Genomic DNA, 25,280 nt, shown 5'->3' with positions numbered 1-25,280 from the left:
ATTCGACGCCCTCTCGGCTGCAACTCGGTCAGTTGGTCCATTAATCAGCGCTTCCCTAGCCGACCGATGGCCCGGCGAATTCAGCCGCGCAGATTCCGAACGAACGTTTCGAGGTGGCCCTGGACCGTGCCGGCGGTGTCGGCCGTGATGCCTTCCACCATCTGCTTCTCGATGGTCCGGACGGCCAGTTCGCATTCGCGCAGTACCGCGCGACCTTCGTCGGTCAGTTGCAGCAGCACGATGCGGCCATGGGTCGGGTCCGGTTCACGGCTGATCCAGTTGCGGCTCGCCATCGCGTTCATTACCTCGTTGGCTGATTGCGGCGTGATGAACGAGCGCTCGGCGACCTGCGCATTGGATGCCTGGCCGTTGGCTTCCAGAACGGACAGCGCGGTGTACTGCGCGAGCGTCAGACCGAGCGGCGCCAGCGCTTCGCTCATGCGCCGCCGCAGGACCCGATCGAGGCTGCCGATCACGTAGGTCAGGCGCAGGCTGGAACGGCGGGCGCGTGCTGTGGTGGGCTCAGCGGATGGTTTTTGATTTTTGCTCATGATCGGGAAGGGGTTCGGTCCATACCGCATCTTAGCGCGCTGGCGCGCCGGATTCCGCAGTCAAGGGTTGCGCGTAAGCATGGCGGGCTGAGAAAAGCGGGCGCGGCGCAGGCCTGGATTGCTGGTGCATGGCGAGAACGCTTCGCCGTATACAATTCCGCAGCGCCTGATTTCCGCGTGCTTTCCTGCCCCATACCAACCAGATCCGATCCATGCCGAATCCGACCCGGGCCTTCCTTCTCGGTCCGCTCCTGAAAGGCGTTTCACGCTCCTTCTATCTCACGCTGCGCGTGCTGCCCGCCGGCATGCGCGATCCGATCGGCCTCGCGTACCTGCTGGCGCGTGCGGCGGATACGATTGCCGACACGTCGCTGATCTCGCCCGAGCAGCGCCTCGCGTTGCTGCTGTCGCTGCGCGCCCGCGTGAATGGCGCAACCGACGACGGGCTGTTCCAACGCATGGCCGCCGAAGTGGCGGGCCAGCAGATCCAGTCGGATGAGAAAGTCCTGCTCGAATCGTTGGGTCCCGCACTCGACGTGCTCGCGCAACTGAGCGAAGCCGATCGCAAGGCGGTCCGCGAGGTCGTATCGACGCTCACCGACGGCATGGAATTCGATCTGCGCACGTTCCCGGATGAACGGTCCGGGCAGATCGCGGCGCTGCGCGAATACGACGAGCTCGACCGCTATACGTATCTGGTGGCGGGCTGCGTCGGCGAATTCTGGACCGCGATGACCTACGCGCATCTGCCGGGCACGCTGAAGGTGCAGCCCGACATCATGGCGCGGCGAGGCGTGCGATTCGGCAAGGCGCTGCAAATGACCAACGTGCTGCGCGATTGCGGCAAGGATTTGCGCATCGGCCGCTGCTATCTTCCGCAGAGCATGCTGGATCGATATGGCCTGAGCGCGCGAGACCTGCTCGTGCCGGCCAACTCGTTGCGCGTGCGTCCGCTGCTGGTCGAGCTTCTGCGCAAGACACTCGATCATTTCCGCGAGGCCCTGGACTACACGCTGGCTATTCCCGCGTTTTCCGTACGTCTGCGTCTGGCGTGTTTGTGGCCGATCCTGATCGGCCTGGACACGCTGTCGTTGCTGGTCGATAACGACGCGTGGCTCGATCCGCAGAAGGCGTCCAAAGTGCGGCGCAATGACGTGTATCGGATCATCGCGTCGTCGCTGTTGCTGGCGCCCTCGAATGCACTCGTGCGCAATGCGATCGAAACACGCATCAGGCAGATCGAAGCGCGTTTCTGAATGAACGTCGGGGTGCAGAAGTTGTGCCGAGTATTGCCGGAAGTAATACGGGAAGTACTACGGGATTTATACGGGATTTAATCGGCATCATGGAATAGCGATCAACCGGGAAACCCCTAGGACCGCGCTTCTCGGGTTCGCGTTAGTCTCTTCCAAACGAGGAGACAACCGATGAGACAGGCGTTCAATATTGCCGTGGTGCTGTTGCTTGGCTATCTGATGGCGGATAGGGCGTTAATGCGTGCGCAAGCCGGAGAGATCGGCACAATAACGTGTCATCAGGGTGCTGAGCTGGTCAAGTCGAACGCTTTGAAGAAGGGCTTTGGAGACGCCGGAGCCAGCAGCCAGGGCGAGAATTTTTTGTCGAGCTGTCTCGTCACCGGGCGTGGTCGAGTGGGCGATCTGATCGCACGCGATTGACACTGCGGTTGCGCTCAGCCATTGAATCAGGCAGACGATGGCCGGCCATTACCGAGGCCACAGCCATGTTGAACAAGAGGCCGGATCGAAGGCGCTGAGCTCCAACGGTGCGCATGCAGCGCATACGGTGGCGTGAAAAAGCGCCTGGACCGCGAAGGCCCAGGCGAAGTCATCGGGAGTCCGATGACGGAGGTAACGGATACAGCACTGGCCCGCGATCGGAGATACCCGGTCGCGGGCCAGTTCATTTGAATCAGGAGCGCGCCACGCAGGGGCGCGCTAAGCGGCCGGTTTGCGCGCGGGGCCTGGCGTCAGAGGTTCGCGCGGTCGAAAACCAGATCGAGCCGCGCTGCCTCCGAACTATGGCTTACCGGCGCGCACTGCTACTTCGCGGCACTTACCGGCCGAAGTAGATCGACTTCGAACCGGCCGGCGCAGCCGCATGGCCCGCTTGCGACGAGCCGCTTACCGCACCACCGAAGCCGCTTTCAGCCGGCTGCGCGGTGCCTTTTTGCGCGTCGACGCGAGCCTGCGCGGCCTGGATGTCAGCCGGATAGTGCGGGTCCGCGTGGCCCGGTTGATAGCCGGCCTTTTCGAGTTGGACCAGTTCGGCGCGCACCTGGGCGCGGGTCACAGGCTGGTTGGTTTGTGCAAACGAAGCAACGGGAACGGCCAACACAGCGGCGATAACAACAGCTTGAACGAGCGATTTCATGATTAACTACCTCCAGTTCGGTCTTTGTCTTGCTGCGAACGTTCGTGTTCGCAGTCAGTGATTACATTGTAGTTTTGCGAACTGGCGGGAGTAATCGCCCATTCAGGTAAGCTTTGTTGCCAGATTTGAGATAAAAAGACGGAACTTTCCGTCGAGCAAGTCGTATCGTCAGCCCCGCTTGCTGCGCCGTAGTGCGGCCCTTTCCGAATGAGATGAACGCTACAGGATGATACTTTGGACTGCTAATTTCCATTGATTCGCGTATCTGTACGGTCCTTGCTGCGTCGTAGTTTCGCAAACCAGTCAGGCCAGGCGGGCTCGCAATCGATCCAGTCAATGCAACGGCGGCAATTGCAGCCTGGTCCCCTGCCTGACCTGGATGCTGGGTGAATAGGTGATGTGCGTATGTGTCGACAGATCTGGCCGATGGTCGAGGAGGTCGCGCAGGTTTTCTTCGGCGTCCGTCGATACGGTCGGCCCGGTGGAGCGCTGCATAGGTGTGCCTGGTGGCCATGCTGGTATGGTCGGCTGTGCGGCGCCAAAATCGGCAGGCTGCATGAATACCCGGTTATTTGAATACGACACCCAAACTCGCCGTGTCCGCATGAAATCCATGCCTAGCAGCATGTCGCCGGTTGCCAGTTCCATCTCTCCTATGTCCAGACGGGCGTCGCGGTAGACCAGTGGCCCGATCTGAAGACTGTTGAATCGGCCACGATGTGTGGTGACCGCGGTTCCCCCAAAACCGGTCCCGAAAGCGGCAGGGAATTGATTGAGGGCTTGTTCGTCTACATTCGCATTGAGTGCTGCGCGCTTCGTCACCAGGGACCGTGAAGCACCGGTATCCAGCATCGCATGTATCGGATGGCCATTGAGTACCACCGCCAGCAAAAAAAGATGCTGTTTTGCCGAGTCCGGAAAGTATTCATGATATCGGCCCTGCCATGGGACGAACCACCCAAAGCAGTTTTGCGCCGTGTAGAGCGTCATCTGTTTCGCCGGAAAATCGAATTCGACGTCGTAGCGCGAAAGTACGTCTGCTCCAAGCAGGCCAACTGGCGGTGGTTGCATGGCCCTCAGCTTCGCGGGCAACATGTCGGCTGTCAGCACCTTGAGGTTAATCCACTCCGACGGTCCCAGCTTGAGCGAGGGCACAATCCGTGCGTATTCCGACCAGGCCTCTCCGCCGATGCCGGCAACACGCTGCGCGCGTCGACCATCAACGTCAAGCCCCATCATGTCGGCCGCAGCCGGCGTCAAGGCTGTCTTTACCGCGCCCGTATCGACCATCATCGGATAGTCCTTCCCGCCGATGTTGACCGGAACCATGTAGTGTCCCGAGTTTTCTGTCATGGGCAGGTGCGCTTCCATCTTCAGCTGGCATTCTGCGTTCGGGTGAGCCACTCCCATTTGGGCAGACGCCGCGGTACAGCAAACCATTGCGCTACAGAAAACGATAGCGATCGCCTGGACCCGCCACCGTGTAACTTTCCTTTTTCTCATTGGGCATTCTGCCTTGGCGTCAATTGGGTCGTAGTGTGATCAGGAAGCGCGCGGGTGCCTTTCCATTCGTGTCGATCGGCATCGGGTTCGAACGCTGCACGGCCTGAAGGGCGGTGGCGTCCCAGTCGGCATCGCCACTCGAGCGGACAATGGTGGCCGGGTCGAGCTTGCCGTTCGGATCATTTGCTCTATATATTTTTCTTTCTCGGCACTTCAACGTCATCGAGATTTAACAGTTTTAATAAATTTGAGGAAAAATTCGACTGACATAACAGATAAATGCGAAATTGAAAGGCAGGCAAATCCTGATTGAAATCAAAATGGCAAGCAATTGACGGTGGCATGTTTCGCGGATAATGGCAATATGCCATTGTATGCACAATCTTCAATTTCCCTTATCATTGATAAAGTGAATATGTATGTACATCCGCAAGAAATGGCGCGCAAAAATTCAATTGTAATTCGATCAATCTTGGGCGTTTCGTTTGACCATGTGGGTTGCGCGTCAACAACCAAACTAGAATGTCCCTGAGCGGCTTGTAAGCTTTCACAGCCTGACGTTTACCCTTGCTTTTTGCGGTGCGACACCGGGTGGACTATATGCCAGGCGTTTACCAGCACCAGTTCTCTTATTGTCCAGCTCATGCGGCGTTCTACCTGACAAGGTGGCCCACCAAAATGATTGCTTCGTGAACCCGCATATCAAAATAAACGTCCGTTGCAAAGAAATCTACATCATCCTCGATCGGTTGGGAATGACATCGGGCAGAAAGTCGATTGTATTAACAATCTCTAAAAAAATGTGCGTTTTGAATGCGATTTTGCGCAACCAGGTAGCATGCCGGCATAAAGACGAGCAGATCACCGTATCACGGCTTTCGCTTTTCCGGCAGCGATCATCAGCGCGGCTGCGAAAGAGACTTGGGAAAAGCGGCGACGCACGCAATGGAGGATTGCACCAGCGCTTGCGCCGCGTGCGTCGCTTGATTGACGAACGGCTCATCAATTGCCGGAGAAAATCGGTCCCTGCCCGCCAGGCGTGAATGGCTGCAGTTCGTCACACGAAGGCGCCGCCGCGGTTTGCGCATGCGCTGCCGGCGGCGCGGCCGGTTCCCGCAGCGTGACTGCGCTATCCGGTGTGATGGGCACGTCCGGTTTGGCGAGCAACCCGGTTTTCCGCATCGATCCGATCGTCGTGCCGAAGTAGTAGCCGATGATGCTGACCCACGCCGTCCCCAACGCACCGACGATCACATTGACGAGATCCTTGTTGAGTCCCGGCAAAGGCTGGAACGCCATCAACAGCAGGATGCCGAAGAAGCCCGTGGTGACGGCCATCGCAAGTACCTTCGGCACCCAGTCGCGGTTGGCGACGCCCATCGCGCCCATGATGGCCTGATCGCCGGCTTCGATGCGCGCCATATCGCTTTCGTGAACGAGCCTCATCTGAGCGGCGGTGACGACCAGTTGCTGCAACTGCAGCGAGTTCGCGCTTTCGGCTTGCCTGATTTTTTCGAGTGCGCCGGGACTGTTCAATGCAGGTTCGACGAAAGCAGGGTCGCTTGGCGTGCCGAGTGCATGCGAAATGATCGCCGCGGCGGCCGTCACGCCCAGTCCGATCGGGCCGCCTACTAGCCCGGCGAGAAGCGGAGCGGTGCCGCCAATGTTCGCCGCTACTTTTGACCAGTCCATCATGCTGCTCCCAGAAGAAGATTGTCGGCCATCCGTGCGGTCCAGCCGCGGCTGAAGTTGGGCCACGTATGCAGATTTCGCAGATAGCGCAGGCGATAGGCGGCAAAGCGCGTGACGAACTTCATCGGGTCCGCACTCTTCACTGCGTCCAGTGTGTCCGAGCCGAACTTGCCGTCTTTTTTTGCGCCGGACGCTTTTTGGATCCACAACGCGACGAGGCCGCCGTTGTAGTTGGCGTCCAATATCTGAAAGGCGACGCGCGGGTCGAGTTCATCGAGGTGCAAAGGATCCCAGTGTTTCTGTTTGGCGATCTGCCGCGCGGTGTCCAGCGGCAGATCCTTCATCGCGCCGGTATAGCCCGCGTTGCGCGCGACGCGCGCCGTCACGCCCAACATTGTTTCGCCACCGGGATCGGCCGGATTGAAGCAGTAACCGCCTTCGTTGCCGATCAATGCCTTGAACGCGTCTTCGAAACTGTCCATCGACTCTCTCTCCTCTTCGGCTGTGTGTACGCTGGAGCGTGGAATGCTGGCGCGGGTCAGGCCGTCGGCATCGCGGTCCATCCGGCAGTGCGTCGTGCTTCGAGCGATGCCTGGAAGGGAAGTGCTGCGGGCGGATTTGAAACGGGTTTGGTGCGCGCGTCCGGCTTCGGCGCGTCGGCTACGTCGCCGTCCTGATCGGTGTCGGCGAGCCGCGCCAGTTGGATTTCGCGCACGGTCAACGACTGCGCGTCGAGTTGCAAGGCTTGCGCGTATTTGCGCGCTGCGCCTCGCAGATCGCCTTTGTGATCGAGTGCGCGTCCCCATGTCTCGTACGAGGGCGCCAGATCGGGGCGCAACTTGACGGCACTGGAAAGCTTGTCGATCGCGGTGTCGTAGTCGCCGACGGCGACCAGCGCTTCGCCCCAGTCATGCAGATTGTTGACCGAGTCCGGATTCATCTCGTACGCCTGCCTGAATGCGCTGAGTGCTTCGGCATTGCGCTTCGCATGCAACAGCACGTCGCCGAGAAGGCGCAGATTTTCCGCCGTTTTCGATTTCTCATTCGCCCCGGCGCGCAACTCGGCGATGGCGTCGTCGATGCGGTTCTGCTGTTCGAGCGCAACGCCGAGACTTGCCCGCAGTACCGCCGAATCCTTATACGTGGTCAACGCTTCGCGGGTTTCCTGTTCAGCCTGTCTCGAGAGCTTCTGACTGGTGAGCAGCCACGCTTTGCCCGCGTGCGCCCATTCGGCCTGCTCGGAACCGGGCAGTGTGATCACTTCGTCATAGATCGCGACGATCTCGCGGTAATCGCATTGTGCGAGTGAGCAACGGGTGTTCTGAACCTGCGTGAAGAGATGGCTCGCAAGGATGTTCGGCTCGGCGAGCCGCATCGCCATGACGGCGATGTCATGGATGAATTTTTCGAGGTCCGGTCCTTCGAACGGCACCGCGCTCTCATGGGAATTGAACGGACCGCCTTCTATCCGCACGTGGGCCACATAGGCGTTCGCGCCGTCGTTAGCCTTCGTGATGCCGACATGAACGACCACGTCGGGTCGGTTGACGATGCCCTTGACGAACCGCACCGTCGACGCATAGGACATCTCCGGGCCGGGGATCTGGATGTCGGGCCGCGCGTCGTTGTCGGTCATCGTGTCGTGCGGAATGGATTCGGCATCCTGACCAATTTCGCGCATCGACGCCATGATCCGCTCGGCGAGGAAAGCAGACGAATAACCTCGCTCGGATAACGACTGCGGCGTTTCGACGGGTGGCACCAGCAATTGCCGGGTCCGTACGTCCCGCACGCCGAGGCAGATGAAGATGATCGCCAGTATGCCGATGATCCACGGCAGGAGATATGGCCACAGCCACTTCGGGAAACTGCCGATCAAACCGGCAATGCGCAGCCCGAGCGACACGAATCCGTCGCGATCGGGGCGATTGCGGCGAGTAGCGGCGCTACGTGGCGGGACTGGCCGGCCGTGCCAGTTCATGGGCCGGCGTGAACTCTGCACACTCGACATTGCACACCTCGTTTCAGATCGATGTCGGCAACTCCCCGATTTGGGGTGGCAGCGGTTATGCATCGAGCGTGCCATCGAGCGTCCGCCCTTATGGGACGTGGGTGGAGGCTTTTGCGGGGGAGTGGGAGTGCGCAAGAGTGTTGCGCGTCGACCAACGGATGCCAGTCAGAAGTCTTTTGGCGGCAGACACAACGTCGCGGGAAGCCTGCGGAAAACAGCCAGGCGCGGCGGCAAGCGACAACGATCGAGAACGAACGAGAACAAGCGAGAGCAAGCGCCAGCAAGCTTGCTCAGAGAAATCTGCTGCGAGCAGACGCCGCATTCGCTTCGTACTGCACGAGCGAAGCAACTGCGGCGTGATCCATGCGGTGGGGCCGATAGGTGGGGCCGATAGCCGGGGCCAATAGCCGGCTCATCCGGCCCGTGCTGCGTTACATGTCAGTTGCCGCCTTTGAATAATTCCTGCAAGCGCGCTGCTTCGCCGTTCTTCTGTGATTCCTCGAGCTGGTGAATGACCTCAGCCCGCGTCAATCCCTGTGCGTGCGCGGGACCACCCGACATCGACATGGTGGCTGGTTGGCCGCCGACCGCATCGGCTGCTGTCGGCTGAGCTTGCGCCGTAGTCGGTGTGCTGGCGTCCTGGGCGTACGCTTGCGATGCGAACGCACAAGCGAGTGCGCCCGCGATGATCAAGGTCTTCTTCATCTCCATCTCCTTCAAACATTCGGCGTCGTACTTGCGACACCACTCAGCGAAAGCCCGTCAGGTCTTTCGGCAAAAACGCGCCGGGCAACCAGGCGTGGCACGCGACGCAGACGATGAGCGGCTTCCTTGTCGCATGCCTGGCAGCGCGCCAGAGAGGTGCGGTACGGAAGGGGTCCGGATAGTAAGGAAAGGTGCGCGCCGAGACGTTATTGTTCGGCGACATGCAGGGAGCCGGTTTGTCTGCGCCATGTGAGAGAGACGGGGAAGCGGCGACCAAATTGAAGTATCGATCAGCCATCCTGAATGGTGCGATGTCGGCAATGCGAGAGGAGCAGGTGGCGTTTCGGTGTTGGCTCACTTACCTCTTTCACGCTTCAAAAAAAATGCCGTTCAGTCGCAGACTGAACGGCATTGAACCCTGTCGCCGTGCACTACACGGCCTGTCACGGTCCGCTTAAATGGCTGTGGGCCGCCATTTCAACAAGCGCTGTTCGACGGCGGTCAACAGATAGTCCGCTGCCAGTGCGACCACGGCCAACACGATCATCGCCGCGAACACGCCGCTCGCATTGAATGCGCCTTGCGCGGTGGAAATCAGCAGACCGATGCCCTGCTTCGATCCGAGGAATTCGCCGACCACCGCACCGACCAGCGCGAAGCCGAAGCTCACGTGCAAGCTGGCGAGAATCCAGCTCAGCGCGGACGGAATCACCACCGAGGTCGTCACCTGACGGCGCGACGCGCCGAGGATCTGCGCATTCGCGATCATGTAGCGATCGGCTTCACGCACGCCCTGGAACGCGTTGGCGAACACGACGAAGAACACCATCACCACCGCCAGCGCCACCTTCGACGCCATGCCCAGACCCAGCGCAATCACGAACACCGAGCCGAGCACCACGCGCGGAATCGAGTTGGCGATCTTGATGTAGAGGCTGAATACATCGGAGAGCAGCTTGTTGCGGCCGAGCACGATACCGCAGAAGATACCCGCCACCGAACCGATGATGAAGCCGAGCCCGGTTTCCTCAAGCGTGACCCACACCTGCGTGAGCAGCGGACCTTGCGACGTGCCGTTCACGAACCAGTCGACGATCTGCTCGAAAATCGCGCTCGGCATCGAGAAGAAGAACGGATCGATCCACTTGAGCCGCGCGGACAATTCCCAGCCGCCGAGCACGAACATCAGCACGAGAACGCGTAGCGTGACCACCAGCGCTTGACGTTGCCGGATGCGTTTTTGCGCGACGCGTTCGACCTGGGCGAGCGACGCGGCATCGATGCCGGACGGCATCATCTGTTGAGGGGTTGTAGACATTGTTTGCCGTTCCTTGATTAACCGATCTGCACTTCTTCGCGCAGGTCGTGCCAGATGTCGCGCGAGATTTCGATGAAACGCGGGTCGTAGCGAATCTCCGACGTGACGCGCGGACGCGGCAGGTCGATTTCGTACACCTTCTTCAGTGTTGCGGGGCGCGCGGTCAGCACGAACACGCGGTCGGCCAGCGCAATCGCTTCTTCGAGATCGTGCGTGACGAACACCACCGAGCCGGCGCCACCCCACAATTGCAGCAGCTCGTCCTGCATCAACGTACGCGTTTGCATGTCGAGCGCCGAGAAGGGCTCATCCATCAACAGGATTTCCGGCTTGTTGATGAAGGTCTGCGCGAGCGCGACGCGCTTGCGCATGCCACCCGACAGTTGATGCGGATAGTGCTTGCCGAACTTGTCGAGGCCCACGCGGCGCAGCCATTCGTTGGCTTCGTCGTAGGCGGCCGATTTCGAGCGGCCGCGATACAGCGGACCAGCGGCTACGTTGTCGAGCACCGAGCGCCACGGGAATACGGCATCGGCCTGAAACACGAAGCCGATGCGCGGATCGATGCCATCCACCGGCGCGCCCATCACGCGCACTTCGCCGGTGGTGGGCTTCAGCAAGCCAGTAATCATGCTGAGGGTGGTGGACTTGCCGCAACCCGTCGGGCCGACGACTGCGACGAATTCGCCGCGCGCCACGGACATGCTGAAGTCGCGCAATGCGATCGTCGCCTTGCCGTCCGGCGAGATGAAACGGCACGACACGTTGCGCATTTCGATGGCTGGCGTATCGCGTGACATAGGTTGATTCATCGGCTGGTGCCTCGCAGTTCTCGTGATGTTGAAAAGCCGTTACTTCGCCGCGGTCTTGACCGGTGCCGACAGGTAGTCGTTGGTGTAGGTCTTGGCGAGATCGATGTGCTTACCCTTCACCGAAGGATTGAATGCCGACAGCACCTTCAGCACGGTATCCGGGCCGTCGGCGGGCATCTTGCCGTCCTTCGTGAACATCGGCAGCGACGCTTTCAGCGCGCCGACGTACAGGTCTTTGTTGTTGCCGTAATAGTCTTTCGGCATCTTCGCGGCGATTTCTTCCGCGCTATGCGTCGAAATGAAGTTCAGCGTTTTGGCAAAAGCGTGCGAGAGCTTCGCGGCGTCGTCCTTGTGCGACTCGGCCCATGCGCGCTGCACGTAGAAGCTCGAAGCCGGATAGGTGCCGCCGAGCGCGGCGCGCGTGCCCTCCAGCGTGCGCATGTCGACCAGCACCTTGGCGTCGCCGGTCTTCAGCAGTTGCGAAACGGTCGGCTCGGTGGTCATGCCGGCGTCGATACGGCTTTGCTTGATCGCCGCGATGAAGCTGTTGTCCGCGCCCACCGGCAGCAGCGTGTATTGCGTGGACGGCACGCCCGCGCGTTGCGCGAGGTATTGTGTGAGGAAGCTCGTCGATGAGCCGAGTCCGGTCACGCCGAGGGTCTTGCCCTTCGTGTCGGCCATGCTCTTGAGCGAATCCGCCGCCTTGGTGGACACCATTTCCACTTCACCCGGCACCTGGCCGAAGATCACCAGCGCCTGAACTTCCTTGCCCTTGCTTTGCAGATCGATCGTGTGGTCGTAGAAGCCCACCACGCCTTGCACGGCGCCCGCCAGCAGTTCGTTTTCCGCATCGACGCCAGCCGGTTGAGAGAGGATTTCGACGTCGAGGCCTTCGTCCTTGAAGTAGCCGAGTTGCTCGGTGAGCTTGGCCGGCAGATAGATGATCTTGGTGGCGCCGCCGACCATGATCGTGAGCTTTTCGGCATGAGCGGCAGCCGAAGCGGCGGCAAGGGCAAACGCAACACCTGACACAGCGGCAATCTGGCGCAAGGTACGCATGAAGCAGTCTCCTTAGGTTTGGGGTCGCCGCGGATGCTGTGTGCGGCGCTTTCTGGATGAATGGAGGCGATTATAGAAATGGCAAACCTTCTGTCAGCTTTCTGGAGCGTGGGCAATTCATGGGTGTTAACCCGGTAACAGCGCCGCAAATAGCGCCAAAAAGAGCGTCGAACAAAGCGCCGACAAATGCACCGCGCCCTTGCCGCCGCCGCGCCGTCCTTGCGCCGCAAACGGGGGAACGTCTGCGCTCAAGCACACATGAAGCGCGCAAGGCTCCTGTTTTGCGGCACAATCGACGACCTGACTTTTGCCGTTCCCGCCATGAAGCTGCTGCTGATCGAAGACAATCCCACCCTCGCGCACTGGCTCGCCAAGATGCTGGAGCAGGAGGCATTCGCGCTCGACGCCGTGCAGGACGGCGACGCTGCCGACCAGTTGCTGCGCACCAATCACTACGACGTGATCCTGCTCGATCTGAATCTGCCGAAGCTGTCGGGCAAGAACGTGCTGCGCCGGTTGCGTCAGCGTGGCGATGCGACGCCGGTGCTGATCCTGACCGCGAGCGGTTCGATCGACGAAAAGGTGGAGCTGCTCGGCGCCGGCGCGGACGATTACCTCGTCAAGCCATTCGAAGTGCGCGAGCTGATCGCGCGGATCAAGGTGGCGATCCGCCGGCAATCGCCGTCGAAGGCGGGCGAGGTCGTGTGCGGCGATCTCGCGTTCGACATCGACACCCGCCAGTTCACGCTGAAGGGCGCACCGTTGAACGTGACGCCGCGCGAGCGTTCGGTGCTCGAAGCGCTGATCTTGCGCCTCGGTAAAACGGTGACGAAGCCGGCGCTGGTCGATGCGATCTTCACGCTCGCCGACGAGCCGAGCGAAGACGCGGTCGAAATCTATATTTCGCGTTTGCGCAAGAAGCTCGATGGCAGCTCGGCGGCGATCGTCACGCTGCGCGGGCTCGGTTATCTGCTGCGCAAGAAAGAAGATGACCAATAGCCTGCGAGTGCGTCTGCTGTGGTGGCTGCTGGTGCCGCTCGCGCTCTATGTGTTCGTGACCGGCAAGGCCGAATACGACAACGCGCGGCGCACGGCCGATCTGGTGCAGGACAATCAGCTGATCTCGTCGGCGCGTATGATCGCGGGCGAAGTGGAGTGGGTGGACGGCTTTCTGCGGGTCGATGTGCCGCCCGCCGCGCTCGAAGTGTTCGTGTCGCCGTATCGCGATCAGGTGTTCTACAGCGTGCGCGTCGACGATGGGCAACTGCTCGCGGGTACGCCGGATTTCCCGCCGCGCGCCGCGCACACGCCCGACATGCCGGACCATTACGACACGCAGCTGCACGGCCAACCGGTGCGCGCGGTCGGCCTCGTGCGACTGATGTACGACAATGGCGTGACGCGCCGCGTGAAGGTGACGGTCGGCAAAACCGTGCGCTCGCGCGACGCGATGGCCCAGCAACTCTGGCAGCCGCAACTCGTGCGGCAGATCGAGATGATCGTGCTCGCGGTCGCGCTGGTCTGCATCGGCCTGACCTTCGAATTGCGGCCGTTGATGAAGGTGAAAGAGGAAGTCGCCGATCGCGATCCGATGCAGCTCGAACCGATTCGCGTCGAGCGCTTGCATACCGAGTTGCGGCCGATCGTCGACGCGATCAATCAGTGCATCGCGCGGCTCGGCGTACAGGTGGCCGCGCAACGCCGCTTCATCGCGGATGCCGCTCACCAGTTGCGCACGCCGCTGACCTTGCTCGGCACACAGTTGCAGTTCGCGCGTCAACAGGACGGCCTGAATCCCGCGCTCGACGAAGCGCTTGCCGCGATGCACCGAAGCAATCGTTCGATGGTCGGGCTGACCAACAAGCTGCTGTTGCTCGCGCAGGCCGAGGCCGCGGACAACCGGCAACTGGGCACGGAGATCGTCGACCTGGTGCCGCTGGCGATGGAAGTGGTCGAAGACCTGGCATTGCTCGCGCAAGCTCGTGGCATCGATCTGGGCGCCGAGCTGAGCGGCGTCGCGCCGGTTGCGGGACATCGCGGCCTGTTGCAGGCGTTGATCGCCAACCTCGCGGAAAATGCGATCCGCTACGCCGGCGAGGGCGGCCACGTGACGGTCGCCGTGAATGCGCGGGCCGATACCGTCACCGTGAGCGTGCTCGACGACGGCCCCGGCATTCCGGCCGAGTCGCGCAGCCGGGTGTTCGAACCGTTCTTCCGGGCGTCGGCCGATACGGAGGGCACCGGCCTGGGTCTGGCGATCGTGCGCGAAATCGCGGACGCGCATCACGGCGAAATCAATCTCAAGCCCGGCGTGGGCGGCAAAGGCGTGGACATTAGCGTGTCGTTTCCGCGCGCAGGCGCGGCGCAGGCCGAGACGCGCTAGATCCGCCGCCGGACGACCCAGGACGACGCAGGACGACCCAGGACGACCCAGGACGACCCAGGACGACCCAGGACGACCCAGGACGACCCAAGACGGCCCAGGACGACTCGGGACAAACCCGCATACGGGACCGCAAACGCATCCGCGAAAGCATTCGGAAGGATTCGCGCCCGTAAAATGGCCGGCAAGCGGACCACCATGCGCCATCAACGCGGGTGGGATTATCACGGAGACACCCGCAATGAACCGTTTGTTGGCGTGGCTTTCGCGCGCCTTGCGTGCCGCGCTTGCGGCGTCGCTCACGCTGTGCCTCGCCGCGCAACCGGCCGCGCCGGTGCACGCGGCCACGCCGGAGAAGATCCTGATCATGGTGGGCGGCATCGACAAGCTCATCTATCTGCCGGCCAAGCTCACCGAGCAGCTCGGCTACTTCAGGGACGCGGGACTCGACGTTGAACTGCTGTCGCAACCGGCGGGCGTCGGAGCGGAAGACGAACTGCTGGCGGGCGGTGTGCAGGCGGTGATCGGCTTTTACGATCACACCATCGATCTGCAAGCCAGGGGCCAGGAAGTGAAGACGATCGTCGTGTTCGGCCAGGTGCCCGGCGAAGTGACGATGGTCGCGACCCGCGCCGCCGACTCGATCAGAAGCATGGCCGACGTGAAGGGCAGGACGCTCGGCGTGACCGGGCTCGGTTCGTCGACCAGTTTCCTCACGCAATACCTCGCGCAACGTGCGGGCGTGCCGCCCACGCAATACACGCTGCTGCCGGTCGGTGCGGACAACAGCTTTATCGCGGCGCTCAGGCAGGCTCGCATCGACGCCGGCATGACCACTGAGCCGACCGTGTCACGGCTATTGAAGAGCGGCGACGCCAGGGTGCTCGTCGACATGCGCAACGTTGAAGCCACGCGCGCCGCATTGGGCGGCACGTATCCCGCCGCGAGCCTGTATGCGCAGAGCACGTGGCTCGACACGCATCCGCAGGAAGCGGCCGGACTTGCACGCGCTTTCGTGAGAACGCTGCGCTATCTGCATACGCACAGTGCCGAAGAGATTGCCGCACAGATGCCGACGGACTACATCGGCAACGACAAGGCGCTCTATGTACGCGCGCTGAAGGCGTCGTTGCCGACTTATACCGTCGACGGCAAGATGCCCGCGGACGGACCGCCAACGGTGCTGAAGGTGCTGACGGGTTTCAATCCATCGGTGAAAGGACGTCACGTCGATCTGTCGCGTACCTTCACCAATCAGTTCGTCAATGACGTGAGGCCTTAGGAGTAACCCGTCGCGGCGCTTGATCGCCGCGCGCCGATTGGTAGAAAAGAGGAGTGGCGCATCGTGTTTTCAGGCAGTTTGCGTGGACGCTTGCTGTGGTGGCTGCTGTTGCCGCTGGCGGCGTTCGTTTCCATTTCCGGCGTGATTTCGTACCGCTTCGCGCAGACCAACGCCGACTTGGTGCAGGACAACGCGTTGCTGTCGTCGATGCGGATCATCGGTGAGGATGTCGATTGGGCTAACGGTACGGTGTCGATCCAGGTGCCACCGGCCGCGCTCGAACTGTTCGAGTCGCCGGAGCAGGACAGCGTGTTCTATCGCGTCGAGGCGAGCGGCCACCGTCTACTGGCGGGCATGCCTGATCTGCCGCTGCCGCCACACGTCGGCGACAGCCCCAAGCTGTATGTCACCCATCTCGCCGATGGCCGCGCCGTACGCGCGGTCGCGTACATGCGGCAGCTCTATGATTCCGGGCGCAACGAGGAAGTCGTCGTGGCGGTCGCCAAGACGGAACGCTCACGCGATGCGATGGTGTGGCGCCTGTTGCGTCCGCAGCTGTTTGGCGAAGTGCTCACGCTGGTGCTCGCCATGGTTTTCGTCTATCTCGGGCTGACCTTCGAATTGCGGCCGCTGATGAAGGTGAAGGACGACGTCGCCGATCGCAACCCGTCAGAGCTCGAGCCGATCCGCGTTACGCGCTTGCACGTCGAGCTGAGGCCGATCGTCGATGCGATCAATCAGTGCATCGCGCGCATGGGTCAGCAGGCCGCGACGCAGCGGCAATTCATCTCCGATGCCGCGCATCAGTTGCGCACGCCGCTTGCGTTGCTGCTCGCGCAGATCCAGTTCGCGCGGCAACGCGACAACCGTGATGTGCCACTCGCCGAAGCGCTGGCCGGCATGCACAAGAGCAGCCGCAAGCTGACCACGTTGACCAACAAGCTGCTGCTGCTCGCGCAGGCCGAATCGCCTGCGCCGTCGGGTGAGCACGAACGCGTCGACCTGAGCGCGTTGATTGCGGGCGTGCTGGAGGAGCTGATCGCTTTCGCGCAGTCGCGTGAAATCGATCTGGGTGCCGAACTGGAAGACGGTCTGAGCGTGGCCGGTGACGAGGCGCTGACCGCGGCGCTCGTGACCAATCTGGTCGACAACGCACTGCGCTATACGCAACCGGGCGGCCGCGTGACCGTGCAAACGCAGCGCCGCGACGACATGGCGGTCGTGCGCGTGATCGACAATGGACCCGGCATCAGCGCGCAAGCGCGGGAACGTGTGTTCGAGCGCTTCTATCGCGCGTCGAGCCACGCTGAAGGCACCGGGCTCGGGTTGCCGATCGTGCGGGAGATTGCGCATCGTCAGGGCGGCACGATCAGGCTCGAGTCGAACGAGGAGGGCGCCGGTCTCGTCGCTACCGTCGAGATGCGGTTATGGGCGGGCGCGACGCGAGACGTTGCGCAATCGGTGGAATGAGGGAAAGAGGATGAAACTGCTGCTCGTTGAAGATGACGCGGATCTCGCGCGTTGGGTGATGAACCTGATGCAGGTCGAGCAATTCGCGATTGACTGGGCTCAGAATGGCGAACACGCCGAAACGTTGCTGGGCCTGCAATGCTATGACGCCGTGCTGCTCGATCTGCGTCTGCCTGGCATCAGTGGCAAGGATGTGCTCGCGCGCTTGCGTCGCAAACGCGATAACGTGCCCGTGCTGATGCTCACCGCGAACGGCTCGACCGACGACAAGGTGGACTGCTTCTCGGCCGGTGCCGACGACTACGTCGTCAAACCGTTCGATGCGCGCGAACTGGTCGCGCGCATCAAGGCGCTGATCCGCCGCCAGGCGGCCGGCGACAAGGGGCAGTCGATCGAATGCGGCAACCTGCGCTATCTGTTCGACTCGCGTGAATTCGTTCTGCGCGACGAACCATTGCCTTTGCGCCGCCGCGAACACGCAATTCTTGAAACGCTAATGCTCAAGCAGGGCAAAACCGTCTCGAAGTCCACGCTGATGGATAAAGTTTTCGCGCTCGACGACGAACCCAGCGCCGACGCGATCGACATCTACATCCACCGTTTGCGCAGGCATCTCGCGGATTCGACCGCGAAAATCATGACCTTGCGCGGGCTCGGCTACATCCTGCGCGAAGAAGCACCGTGCGAAGCATTTGCCACCGCGTGAACCACGTTGTTGCCACGAGGTTCGGTGCGAAGAACCAGTTAGGCTCGACCACAGGTATTCGCACGCACTTCCAGGCTTTCAGGTATTGATCCGCAGTTGCGCAGACGGCACGCAGACAGGGCGCCGTCTCCCACCTGCTACTTCAAAACGCCGCGATATAGATCCCCAGCGCATCGGCCTCGCTAACCGGCCGTGGATTGTTCACCAGCAGCCGCGTCTGCAACATCGCATCGCTCGCCATGCGCGCGAGGCCATCGCGTGCGATACCCACGTCGCGTAGCCGCGCCGGAATCCCGGTCGCCGCGATCATCTGTTCGAGGCGGGCGATCAGCGCCTGCGTCTTGCTCGCGTCGCTGCCGGTCGCGTCCGGCACGATCACGTCCGCGAGTTCGGCGTACAGGTGCGCCGCTGCCTCGGCGTTAAAGCGCAGCACGTGCGGCAACACAAGTGCATTCGAAAGACCATGCGGCACGTGATAGATGCCGCCGATCGGATAGGCAAGCGCGTGCACCGCGGCGACCGGCGAATTGGCGAACGCCTGGCCCGCGAAGGTCGCACCGAGCAGCATCGCTTCACGCGCGTTGCGGTTCTGGCCGTCTTCACAGGCGGGCAACAGGTTGCGCGATAGCAGTTCGAGCGCCTTCACCGCGAGCATGTCGGAGACCGGATTTTTCAGATGCGCGGACGTGTATGCCTCGATCGCATGCACCATCGCGTCGATGCCTGTGGCCGCGGTCGCGGCGACGGGAAGCTCGAGCGTGAGTTCCGCGTCGAGAATCGCGAGGTCCGCGAGCAGTTGCGGTGCAACCACGCCCATCTTCTTTGCTTCGCCCACCGTCACGATCGACACGGCCGTGACTTCGGAGCCGGTGCCCGCAGTGGTCGGCATCTGCACGAGCGGCAAGCGCGACACCGTTACCTTGTTCACGCCGTACATCTCGCCGAGCGCTTGCTGTTGCTGCGGAGCCAGCACGGCGATCAGCTTCGCGACGTCCATCGACGATCCGCCGCCGAGCCCCAGCACGATTTCCGCGCCGGCAAGCTGGGCGCGCGACGTCGCTTCGAGCACGATGTGCTCGGGCGGATCGGCGATCACGTCGTCGATCACGGTGGCGTTCCAGCCGTGCGCCGCGAGATCGGCGAGTGCCGGATTCAGCAGCCCGCTCGCGTGAAGGAAGGCATCGGTGACGACACACAGGCGTGTCAGCGCTGGAAATTGCGCGCGCAATAACGCGCCGAGGCGGCGCGCCGCACCGAACTCGACGATTAGCGTCGGTACCGTTTGAAACCTGAATGCGTTCATCATGCTGCGTCTCCCGGCACCAGATGGCTCGACACTTCACGCCGCGCGAGTAGCGGAATCACGATACCGACGCCGATGCGCTGGAAATGTTCGGTCTCGCGATGCGCGGCGAGGCCCTCGGCGTGGCTGTACTGTTCGAGGATCACGAAATGGTCCGGATCGAGCGGCGAGCGGAAGAATTCGTAGTCGAGGTTGCTGGGTTCCGCGCGGGTCGCCGCGGCGAGTTCCGTGAGGGGCTTCACGAGCGCGTCACCGTTGCCGGGTTTGGCAAAGTAATGCGCGATCACCTGCAGGTATACATCAGCCATCGATCACTCCATCAAGACGGGGTAGAGACGGGAACAGCGGCACAGACCCCGTTTTACCAGATTCGGATCGCTTTGCTCCAATGCGTTTGCGCGGAGCACGCGGTCCCATCGGGCGGGGCGGTCCGCCACGACCCCTTTGTGCGCCGGCGAACAGAGTTTCATACGCATTGCGGATATCTTTTCGCACCCTCTCATCGTCGGGTGTCTGTAATGGCCGGCCGCGTCCTCATATGACCAGCAAGGCCGCGTTCGCCGCTTCGCGGACAGATCCGATCAATGGTGAAATCCCGGGGAACGGAGTCCGATCTGCGGAGTAACATTCAATTGTTCCAGTCGCATGGACATCTCGACGCAACGCTTTCCAAGGAGAGTGAAGATGGCAATCAGGCTAGGAGAAGACGCACCCGATTTCACTGCGGAAACCACCGAGGGCACGATTCGTTTTCATGAATGGATTGGCGATCAATGGGCAATCCTGTTTTCACACCCGAAGGACTTCACGCCGGTCTGCACGACCGAATTGGGGTACATGGCGAAACTGAAACCGGAATTCGAAAAACGCAACACGAAGATCATCGGTCTTAGCATCGACCCGGTCACCGATCATCAGAAGTGGGTGAAAGACATCGAGGAGACGCAAGGGGCTGCCGTCAATTATCCGATGATTGGCGATGCGGATCTGAAGGTCGCGAAGCTTTACGACATGATTCATCCGGAGGCGAGCGGTGGCCCGCGCACCGCGGTGGACAACGCAACGGTGCGTGCGGTGTTCCTCATCGGACCCGACAAGAAGGTCAAGGCGATGTTCGTCTATCCGATGAGTTCCGGGCGCAATTTCGACGAAGTGCTGCGCCTGCTCGACTCGCTGCAGCTCAACGCGAAGCACTCCGTGGCGACGCCGGTGAACTGGAAGCCGGGCGAGGACGTCATCATCCCGACGTCGGTGTCCGACGAAGCCGCGAAAGCGAAGTATCCGGGCGGGTTCAAGACCCTCAAACCTTACTTGCGCTACGTGCAGCAACCCAAGTAAGGCCTTCACGAAAAGCAGCATGCGCCGGCCGCACGAAGCCTGCGGTCCGGCGCCTCCTTATCTTTCGCTGCTAACGCGCACAGCCTGACGTCGATGGGCGGCGCTCCGCTTCATCTGTCTGCCCGGACAAAGCCATGCTGACAACTGACGACATTCGGAGCGTGCCGCTGTTCGCGACTCTGGCTGAAGACGAACTCGAGCATCTCATTCACACGTCGGCGGATCTCCATCTGTGCGCCGGAGAATTCGCGGTGCACGAAGGTGGCGAACGCGCGCTGTATGTGGTGCTGTCCGGCAAGATGGAAGTCATCAAGACATTCGACGGTGTCGAGCGCACGCTGGGCTGGCGTCTGCCGGGTACGATCTTTGGCGAAGTGCCGCTTGCGCTGAGTTCGCCGTTCCCGGGCGCGTACCGGGCCGCGGAGCCGTCGCGTGTGATGCGGGTGGACGCCCAGCGTTACTACCTGCTGGCGGCGGCGTCGCCGGACGTCGCGTTCAGGATGGGCGCGCTCGCGCGTGAGCGCATCGGTGGTTTGCAGGGCCTTTCCGCCGAGCCGCCGAAAGCCCGCGTGACCATGGTCGGCAATCGCTGGGACACCGCGTGCACGACGCTGCGCCAGTTCCTCGCGCGCAACCAGATCAGCTTTGACTGGATGACTCCCGATGCGCCCGAACTGTCGGCCCGCTGGCCCGGCACCTGTCCGTCGGAGGAAGATTGCCCGGCGCTGCGGCTGGTCGACGGCACCGTGCTGAAGCGGCCCGAGCTACGCGAGCTCGCCGGATTGCTGGGTCTGCAGACGCAGGCCCGCCTTGCCGAATACGACACGATGATCATCGGTGGCGGGCCGGCCGGTCTTGCCGCGGCGGTGTACGGTGCATCGGAAGGCTTGCGCACGCTGGTGCTGGAGCGCGAAGCGCCGGGCGGGCAGGCAGGCACATCGTCGCGGATCGAAAACTATCTGGGCTTTCCCAACGGCGTGTCGGGCGACGAACTCGCGAGCCGTGCGTTGCAACAGGCCAGACGCCTTGGTGCGGAGATCCTGGTGACGCGCTGCGTGACGCGAATCGACGTCGACGGGCGCAACGTTCACCTCGATGGCGGCGACGTGATCCGGGCGCGCACGATCATTCTTGCGACTGGCGTCACGTGGCGGCGTCTTTCGATCGATGGCTTCGACCGGTTCATCGGCAAGGGAATCTATTACGGTGCGTCGCGCAGTGAAGCGAATGCGACTCACGGCCTCGATATCTATCTGATCGGCGGCGGCAACTCGGCGGGGCAGGCCGCGTTGTACTTCGCCAATCATGCGCGCATGGTGACGCTCGTGCTGCGCGGCGATGCGCTCGAAAAGAGCATGTCGAACTACCTGGTCGAGCAGCTTCGCGCGAAGTCCAACGTCGCGGTGCAGCTAGGTTCGGAAGTGGTCGGCGCGTATGGGGATACACATCTGACGGCCATCGACGTGCGCGACGCGCAGAGCGCGCAAGTGCGCCGGTACGACTGCGGTGGACTGTTCGTATTCATCGGCGCCGACGCGCAAACCGACTGGCTGCCCGCGGAAATCGCCCGCGACGCCCGCGGATATGTGCTCACCGGCGACGATGTCGTCAAGGCTGGCCGCTGGTCCCATGAACGCGACCCGTACCTGCTCGAATCGAGTGTACCAGGCGTGTTCGCGTGCGGAGACGTGCGGCTGAGCCCGGTCAAACGCGTTGCTTCCGCGGTCGGTGAGGGCAGCATGGCGATCGCGTTCGCGCACAAGTTTCTGCAGCACGACGCCAGATAATACGTAGAACCAACGATCGATCCCGCCATCGAGCTTCACGACCGGCCCTCACGTGCCGTGGACGCCTTGCCCGCGCCGCCCCCGGACGCCTCCGCTTCCAGACCTTCGATCATCTCGCGCGCAGCGATTTGCAGCTCCGGCACGAAGCGCCGCTTCGCTTCCGCGAGCGTGACGGCGCGCGAAAGAAACACCACGTTCAGGCTCGCCAGCACGCGCTGTTCGAGCACGATCGCGACGGCTACCGCGCCGATCTTGCTTTGCGCGGACCAGTCGCCGTGATTGGAGCCGAAGCCGTCCGCGCGAACCCGCCGCACGAGCCCGCGGATGAACGCATCGTCCGATGCGAGCGCCTTCTGTTCTTCGCCGCCCGCACCCGAGCGCAGCAAGTCGAGAATGTCTTCGCGTTCGCCGTCGGGGCACATCGCGAAGTACACACGCCCGGCCGCGGTGAGCAGAAGCGGCAGACGGCGGCCAACCATCGAGCGGTGAAACGACAACGAGCTGAACCGGTGGGTCGTCTCGCGGATGATCATCGCGTCACCGTCCGGCGTCGTCAGGTCCGAAGGCCAGGCGACGCGTTGCAGTAGCCGGCCCATGATCGGCGGCGCGATCGTCGCGATTCGTTCGTCGTCCGTAAAACCTTCGCTCAATGCGCGCACCTTGAGCGTCAGCCGAAAGCTGTCGTCCGACGCGCTGCGTCGCACGAAGCCTTCCTCCATCAGCGTTTCCAGCAGACGCCGCGCGGTGGTGCGATGCAGGCCCGTCAGGTCGCTGATCTGCTGGCTGGTGGCGCGGCCGCTATCCATCGAATTGAGCGCCTGCAACACCTGCAGGCCGCGCGACAGGCCCCTCACACTGGTGTATCTGGTCACAGAAAACCTCTTTGAAATCAACTATGTGCATTGTATGCACAATTCGCACAAATTGTTGAGCGAGCACCGGGCCAATCCTAGACTGCGAACAAATCAAACGATTCATGGAGACGCAAGAGGTTGTCCGTGCGCGAGTTTTTCGCTGCGGCCACGGGCGGTTCCCGCTCGCCGCGCTCCCTGACTCTATCGACCAGTTCGTTATTAGAAGCGACCGTGGCACACGCCGCGTGTGAGAAAGGAGACAGCATGCCCCCACCTCTTGATCCGGTGGCCGCTCAAGGTCACAGCGAGACCGTTACCGCCGACGTCGCGATCATCGGCGCCGGCCCGGTTGGTCTGATGATCGCCAACTATCTCGGCCTGCAGGGCGTGCGCGTCGTGCTGCTGGAAAAGCTCGAACAGATTATCGACTATCCGCGCGCCATCGGTCTCGACGACGAAGCGCTGCGCGTGTTCCAGTCGGTCGGTCTCGCCGACGCGCTGTTGCCCCACACCACCCCCGACCATTGGATGCGCTTCGTCACGAGCACGGGCCATTGCTTCGCGTCGATCGAACCGCGTACCGACGAATTTGGCTGGTCGCGTCGAAACGCGTTCATTCAGCCGCTTGCGGACCGCGTGCTGTACGAAGGGCTGCAGCGCTTCCCACACGTCGAGGTGCTGTTCGGCCACAGCGTCAACGCATTCACCCAGGACCAGACGGGCGTCACGATCGAGGCGGAAGACCAGCAAGGCGGCCGTCGCACGATCCGGGCGTCGTACATGGTCGGCGCCGACGGCGGCAACAGCTTCGTGCGCCGCGTTCTCAACGTGCCGTTCGAAGGACGGACCAAGCCGAATCAGTGGATCGTCGTCGATGTGCGCAACGATCCGATCGGCTCGCCGCATGTCTACATGCATTGCGACCCGAAGCGGCCGTACGTGTCGGCTGCGTTGCCGCACGGCATCCGCCGCTTCGAATTCATGGTGATGCCGGGCGAGACCGAAGAGGAGTTGTCGAAGCCGGAAAACATGGCCGCGCTGATCCGCAAGGTCGTTGCCGATCCCGAGCAGGTCGACTACATCCGCAAGCGCGTCTATACGCACAATGCGCGGCTTGCCAGCAGCTTCCGCGTGGAGCGCGTGCTGCTGGCGGGCGACGCCGCGCACATCATGCCGGTGTGGCAAGGCCAGGGCTACAACAGCGGCATTCGTGACGCGAGCAACCTCGGCTGGAAGCTAGCGATGGTGGTCAAGGGTCTCGCCGGCGACGCGTTGCTCGACACCTACACCGCAGAGCGTCGCGCACATGCTGGCTCGATGATCCATCTGTCGGAAGTGGCCGGCGATATCTTCGCGCCGACCAGCCGCTTCGGCATCAAATTCCGCGACGCTTTCGTGCGCACCTTCAACCTGTTCCCCGCGGTCAAGCGTTACTTCGTCGAAATGCGCTTCAAGCCGATGCCGCGCTACGAATCGGGCGTGGTGCTGCTCGATCGCAGCAAACGCAAGCATGGCTGGCTGGCACGTGTGCTGGAGCGCTCGGGTCACTCGGCGCCGGGTCGCCTGCTCGGGCTGATGAGCGAGAAGCGTGAGTCACGGCTCGGGCGTCTGGTGTATGGCCGCGATCCCCATTGCCATTCGCCGGTGGGCCGCATGTTCATCCAACCGCGCGTGCGCACGGTGAAGGGCGAGGTCGTGCGTCTGGACGACGTGCTCGGCAACCGTTTTGCGATTCTCGGCTGGGGCTCGGATCCGACCTTCGGTTTGTCGCCGGCGGCACGCGAAATCTGGCAGCGGCTGGGCGGTTGCTTTGTGATGGCGAAACCGGATACGCAACTCGCTTTCCATGACGACGTGCCCGCCGACGTGATCGCGATCGGCGACGTGAACGGCCGCCTGAAAGACTGGTTTTCGCGCGTGCCGGAGTCCGTCGTGCTGCTGCGTCCCGACCGGTTCGTCGCGGGTATGTGCACACCGCAGCAGGTGTCGGCGCAGATCGGCGCGCTGGCGGCCAAGCTGAATCTCAAAGCGGTCGAGCGGCACAGCGTTGCCGCTGCCGTCAACGAACCGATCGCGGCGCGTGGCAGCGTTGCGGCCGTTGCCACCGGAGCCTGA

At 62.2% G+C, this 25,280-nt stretch carries 25 protein-coding genes; 11 read left to right on the top strand and 14 right to left on the bottom strand.

Going from position 1 to position 25,280, the window contains the following annotated elements; translation table 11 throughout:
• Positions 1-80: 80 nt before the first annotated feature.
• Entirely contained in the window at positions 81-581 is a 501-nt protein-coding gene (locus BN2475_RS15475; RefSeq protein ID WP_094780369.1) for a MarR family winged helix-turn-helix transcriptional regulator, read from the bottom strand.
• Between the two features lie 182 nt (positions 582-763).
• On the opposite strand from BN2475_RS15475, the gene BN2475_RS15470 reads away from it, so the two are divergent.
• Both BN2475_RS15470 and BN2475_RS15465 read left to right on the top strand, forming a co-directional pair.
• Positions 764-1,807, top strand: coding sequence for a phytoene/squalene synthase family protein (locus BN2475_RS15470; RefSeq protein ID WP_094780368.1), 1,044 nt, complete (start codon positions 764-766; stop codon positions 1,805-1,807).
• A 171-nt stretch (positions 1,808-1,978) separates the two neighbouring features.
• Complete coding sequence (locus tag BN2475_RS15465; RefSeq protein WP_094780367.1) at positions 1,979-2,227, top strand: hypothetical protein; 249 nt, start codon at positions 1,979-1,981, stop codon at positions 2,225-2,227.
• Positions 2,228-2,624: 397 nt separating this feature from the next.
• Here BN2475_RS15465 and BN2475_RS15460 read toward each other — a convergent pair whose 3' ends face one another.
• The 3 genes from BN2475_RS15460 to BN2475_RS15450 all read right to left on the bottom strand — a co-directional run bounded on the left by BN2475_RS15460 (position 2,625) and on the right by BN2475_RS15450 (position 4,668).
• The gene (locus tag BN2475_RS15460) at positions 2,625-2,942 is read right to left on the bottom strand and encodes a DUF4148 domain-containing protein (protein WP_094780366.1); all 318 of its coding nucleotides are present in this window, start codon (positions 2,940-2,942) and stop codon (positions 2,625-2,627) included.
• Positions 2,943-3,275: 333 nt separating this feature from the next.
• On the bottom strand, positions 3,276-4,295 hold the full coding sequence (locus BN2475_RS15455) for a retroviral-like aspartic protease family protein (protein ID WP_159444557.1): 1,020 nt from the start codon (positions 4,293-4,295) through the stop codon (positions 3,276-3,278).
• 169 nt (positions 4,296-4,464) lie between these two features.
• Positions 4,465-4,668 (bottom strand): TonB family protein, encoded by a 204-nt coding sequence (locus BN2475_RS15450; protein ID WP_094780364.1) that lies wholly within the window; start codon positions 4,666-4,668, stop codon positions 4,465-4,467.
• A 466-nt stretch (positions 4,669-5,134) separates the two neighbouring features.
• On the opposite strand from BN2475_RS15450, the gene BN2475_RS33625 reads away from it, so the two are divergent.
• Positions 5,135-5,488: a hypothetical protein gene (locus tag BN2475_RS33625; RefSeq protein WP_143325793.1), complete on the top strand. Its 354-nt coding sequence runs from the start codon at positions 5,135-5,137 to the stop codon at positions 5,486-5,488.
• Here BN2475_RS33625 and BN2475_RS15445 read toward each other — a convergent pair.
• From BN2475_RS15445 to BN2475_RS15415, 7 genes are all read right to left on the bottom strand, one after another.
• Positions 5,448-6,137, bottom strand: coding sequence for a hypothetical protein (locus BN2475_RS15445; protein WP_094780363.1), 690 nt, complete (start codon positions 6,135-6,137; stop codon positions 5,448-5,450). The genes BN2475_RS33625 and BN2475_RS15445 overlap by 41 nt on opposite strands.
• Positions 6,137-6,619, bottom strand: coding sequence for a glycoside hydrolase family 108 protein (locus tag BN2475_RS15440; protein ID WP_094780395.1), 483 nt, complete (start codon positions 6,617-6,619; stop codon positions 6,137-6,139). The genes BN2475_RS15445 and BN2475_RS15440 overlap by 1 nt, the downstream gene beginning before the upstream one ends.
• A 56-nt stretch (positions 6,620-6,675) precedes the next feature.
• Positions 6,676-8,148: a tetratricopeptide repeat protein gene (locus tag BN2475_RS15435; protein ID WP_094780362.1), complete on the bottom strand. Its 1,473-nt coding sequence runs from the start codon at positions 8,146-8,148 to the stop codon at positions 6,676-6,678.
• Positions 8,149-8,586: 438 nt separating this feature from the next.
• The gene (locus BN2475_RS15430; RefSeq protein ID WP_143325792.1) at positions 8,587-8,853 is read right to left on the bottom strand and encodes a hypothetical protein; all 267 of its coding nucleotides are present in this window, start codon (positions 8,851-8,853) and stop codon (positions 8,587-8,589) included.
• A gap of 454 nt (positions 8,854-9,307) precedes the next feature.
• Entirely contained in the window at positions 9,308-10,171 is an 864-nt protein-coding gene (locus BN2475_RS15425) for an ABC transporter permease (RefSeq protein ID WP_094780360.1), read from the bottom strand.
• 17 nt (positions 10,172-10,188) lie between these two features.
• Positions 10,189-10,983 (bottom strand): ABC transporter ATP-binding protein, encoded by a 795-nt coding sequence (locus BN2475_RS15420; RefSeq protein WP_094780359.1) that lies wholly within the window; start codon positions 10,981-10,983, stop codon positions 10,189-10,191.
• 39 nt (positions 10,984-11,022) lie between these two features.
• Positions 11,023-12,042 (bottom strand): ABC transporter substrate-binding protein, encoded by a 1,020-nt coding sequence (locus BN2475_RS15415; RefSeq protein ID WP_094780358.1) that lies wholly within the window; start codon positions 12,040-12,042, stop codon positions 11,023-11,025.
• Positions 12,043-12,363: 321 nt separating this feature from the next.
• Here BN2475_RS15415 and BN2475_RS15410 point away from each other — a divergent pair, with 321 nt between their 5' ends.
• The 5 genes from BN2475_RS15410 (at position 12,364) to BN2475_RS15390 (ending at position 17,883) form a co-directional block, all read left to right on the top strand.
• Positions 12,364-13,041 (top strand): response regulator, encoded by a 678-nt coding sequence (locus tag BN2475_RS15410; protein ID WP_094780394.1) that lies wholly within the window; start codon positions 12,364-12,366, stop codon positions 13,039-13,041.
• A complete protein-coding gene (locus BN2475_RS15405; RefSeq protein WP_094780357.1) occupies positions 13,031-14,425 on the top strand; it encodes a sensor histidine kinase in 1,395 nt (464 codons plus the stop codon). Before BN2475_RS15410 ends, BN2475_RS15405 begins: the two co-directional genes overlap by 11 nt.
• Before the next feature lie 241 nt (positions 14,426-14,666).
• Positions 14,667-15,707: an ABC transporter substrate-binding protein gene (locus BN2475_RS15400; protein WP_094780356.1), complete on the top strand. Its 1,041-nt coding sequence runs from the start codon at positions 14,667-14,669 to the stop codon at positions 15,705-15,707.
• A 63-nt stretch (positions 15,708-15,770) separates the two neighbouring features.
• A complete protein-coding gene (locus BN2475_RS15395) occupies positions 15,771-17,177 on the top strand; it encodes a sensor histidine kinase (RefSeq protein WP_094780355.1) in 1,407 nt (468 codons plus the stop codon).
• 10 nt (positions 17,178-17,187) lie between these two features.
• Positions 17,188-17,883: a response regulator transcription factor gene (locus tag BN2475_RS15390; protein WP_094780354.1), complete on the top strand. Its 696-nt coding sequence runs from the start codon at positions 17,188-17,190 to the stop codon at positions 17,881-17,883.
• Between the two features lie 142 nt (positions 17,884-18,025).
• Here the strand turns inward: BN2475_RS15390 and BN2475_RS15385 are convergent, their stop codons facing one another.
• On the bottom strand, positions 18,026-19,186 hold the full coding sequence (locus tag BN2475_RS15385) for an iron-containing alcohol dehydrogenase (RefSeq protein ID WP_094780393.1): 1,161 nt from the start codon (positions 19,184-19,186) through the stop codon (positions 18,026-18,028).
• On the bottom strand, positions 19,186-19,494 hold the full coding sequence (locus BN2475_RS15380) for a putative quinol monooxygenase (protein ID WP_094780353.1): 309 nt from the start codon (positions 19,492-19,494) through the stop codon (positions 19,186-19,188). The genes BN2475_RS15385 and BN2475_RS15380 overlap by 1 nt, the downstream gene beginning before the upstream one ends.
• A 376-nt stretch (positions 19,495-19,870) precedes the next feature.
• On the opposite strand from BN2475_RS15380, the gene BN2475_RS15375 reads away from it, so the two are divergent.
• Positions 19,871-20,524, top strand: coding sequence for a peroxiredoxin (locus BN2475_RS15375; protein WP_094780352.1), 654 nt, complete (start codon positions 19,871-19,873; stop codon positions 20,522-20,524).
• 134 nt (positions 20,525-20,658) lie between these two features.
• The gene (locus tag BN2475_RS15370; protein ID WP_094780351.1) at positions 20,659-22,311 is read left to right on the top strand and encodes an FAD-dependent oxidoreductase; all 1,653 of its coding nucleotides are present in this window, start codon (positions 20,659-20,661) and stop codon (positions 22,309-22,311) included.
• Positions 22,312-22,346: 35 nt separating this feature from the next.
• On the opposite strand, the gene BN2475_RS15365 is transcribed toward BN2475_RS15370, so the two are convergent.
• Positions 22,347-23,183 carry a DNA-binding transcriptional regulator gene (locus tag BN2475_RS15365; RefSeq protein WP_094780350.1) on the bottom strand — a complete coding sequence of 279 codons (837 nt, stop codon included), beginning with the start codon at positions 23,181-23,183 and terminating at the stop codon, positions 22,347-22,349.
• Positions 23,184-23,429: 246 nt separating this feature from the next.
• Here BN2475_RS15365 and BN2475_RS15360 point away from each other — a divergent pair, with 246 nt between their 5' ends.
• The gene (locus BN2475_RS15360; RefSeq protein ID WP_094780349.1) at positions 23,430-25,280 is read left to right on the top strand and encodes a bifunctional 3-(3-hydroxy-phenyl)propionate/3-hydroxycinnamic acid hydroxylase; all 1,851 of its coding nucleotides are present in this window, start codon (positions 23,430-23,432) and stop codon (positions 25,278-25,280) included.

The sequence above is a fragment of the Paraburkholderia ribeironis genome (assembly GCF_900019265.1).
GTDB lineage: Bacteria > Pseudomonadota > Gammaproteobacteria > Burkholderiales > Burkholderiaceae > Paraburkholderia > Paraburkholderia ribeironis.
This window is presented reverse-complemented; position numbering and strand designations above follow the sequence as displayed.

What these genes read in the sequence shown, in the direction of transcription:
- BN2475_RS15475 (WP_094780369.1), bottom strand. Translation starts at nt 581, where the DNA reads ATGCGGTATGGACCGAACCCCTTCCCGATCATGAGCAAAAATCAAAAA.
- BN2475_RS15470 (WP_094780368.1), top strand. Translation starts at nt 764, where the DNA reads ATGCCGAATCCGACCCGGGCCTTCCTTCTCGGTCCGCTCCTGAAAGGC.
- BN2475_RS15465 (WP_094780367.1), top strand. Translation starts at nt 1,979, where the DNA reads ATGAGACAGGCGTTCAATATTGCCGTGGTGCTGTTGCTTGGCTATCTG.
- BN2475_RS15460 (WP_094780366.1), bottom strand. Translation starts at nt 2,942, where the DNA reads ATGAAATCGCTCGTTCAAGCTGTTGTTATCGCCGCTGTGTTGGCCGTT.
- BN2475_RS15455 (WP_159444557.1), bottom strand. Translation starts at nt 4,295, where the DNA reads ATGACAGAAAACTCGGGACACTACATGGTTCCGGTCAACATCGGCGGG.
- BN2475_RS15450 (WP_094780364.1), bottom strand. Translation starts at nt 4,668, where the DNA reads ATGACGTTGAAGTGCCGAGAAAGAAAAATATATAGAGCAAATGATCCG.
- BN2475_RS15445 (WP_094780363.1), bottom strand. Translation starts at nt 6,137, where the DNA reads ATGGACTGGTCAAAAGTAGCGGCGAACATTGGCGGCACCGCTCCGCTT.
- BN2475_RS15440 (WP_094780395.1), bottom strand. Translation starts at nt 6,619, where the DNA reads ATGGACAGTTTCGAAGACGCGTTCAAGGCATTGATCGGCAACGAAGGC.
- BN2475_RS15435 (WP_094780362.1), bottom strand. Translation starts at nt 8,148, where the DNA reads ATGTCGAGTGTGCAGAGTTCACGCCGGCCCATGAACTGGCACGGCCGG.
- BN2475_RS15430 (WP_143325792.1), bottom strand. Translation starts at nt 8,853, where the DNA reads ATGAAGAAGACCTTGATCATCGCGGGCGCACTCGCTTGTGCGTTCGCA.
- BN2475_RS15425 (WP_094780360.1), bottom strand. Translation starts at nt 10,171, where the DNA reads ATGTCTACAACCCCTCAACAGATGATGCCGTCCGGCATCGATGCCGCG.
- BN2475_RS15420 (WP_094780359.1), bottom strand. Translation starts at nt 10,983, where the DNA reads ATGAATCAACCTATGTCACGCGATACGCCAGCCATCGAAATGCGCAAC.
- BN2475_RS15415 (WP_094780358.1), bottom strand. Translation starts at nt 12,042, where the DNA reads ATGCGTACCTTGCGCCAGATTGCCGCTGTGTCAGGTGTTGCGTTTGCC.
- BN2475_RS15410 (WP_094780394.1), top strand. Translation starts at nt 12,364, where the DNA reads ATGAAGCTGCTGCTGATCGAAGACAATCCCACCCTCGCGCACTGGCTC.
- BN2475_RS15405 (WP_094780357.1), top strand. Translation starts at nt 13,031, where the DNA reads ATGACCAATAGCCTGCGAGTGCGTCTGCTGTGGTGGCTGCTGGTGCCG.
- BN2475_RS15400 (WP_094780356.1), top strand. Translation starts at nt 14,667, where the DNA reads ATGAACCGTTTGTTGGCGTGGCTTTCGCGCGCCTTGCGTGCCGCGCTT.
- BN2475_RS15390 (WP_094780354.1), top strand. Translation starts at nt 17,188, where the DNA reads ATGAAACTGCTGCTCGTTGAAGATGACGCGGATCTCGCGCGTTGGGTG.
- BN2475_RS15385 (WP_094780393.1), bottom strand. Translation starts at nt 19,186, where the DNA reads ATGAACGCATTCAGGTTTCAAACGGTACCGACGCTAATCGTCGAGTTC.
- BN2475_RS15380 (WP_094780353.1), bottom strand. Translation starts at nt 19,494, where the DNA reads ATGGCTGATGTATACCTGCAGGTGATCGCGCATTACTTTGCCAAACCC.
- BN2475_RS15375 (WP_094780352.1), top strand. Translation starts at nt 19,871, where the DNA reads ATGGCAATCAGGCTAGGAGAAGACGCACCCGATTTCACTGCGGAAACC.
- BN2475_RS15370 (WP_094780351.1), top strand. Translation starts at nt 20,659, where the DNA reads ATGCTGACAACTGACGACATTCGGAGCGTGCCGCTGTTCGCGACTCTG.
- BN2475_RS15360 (WP_094780349.1), top strand. Translation starts at nt 23,430, where the DNA reads ATGCCCCCACCTCTTGATCCGGTGGCCGCTCAAGGTCACAGCGAGACC.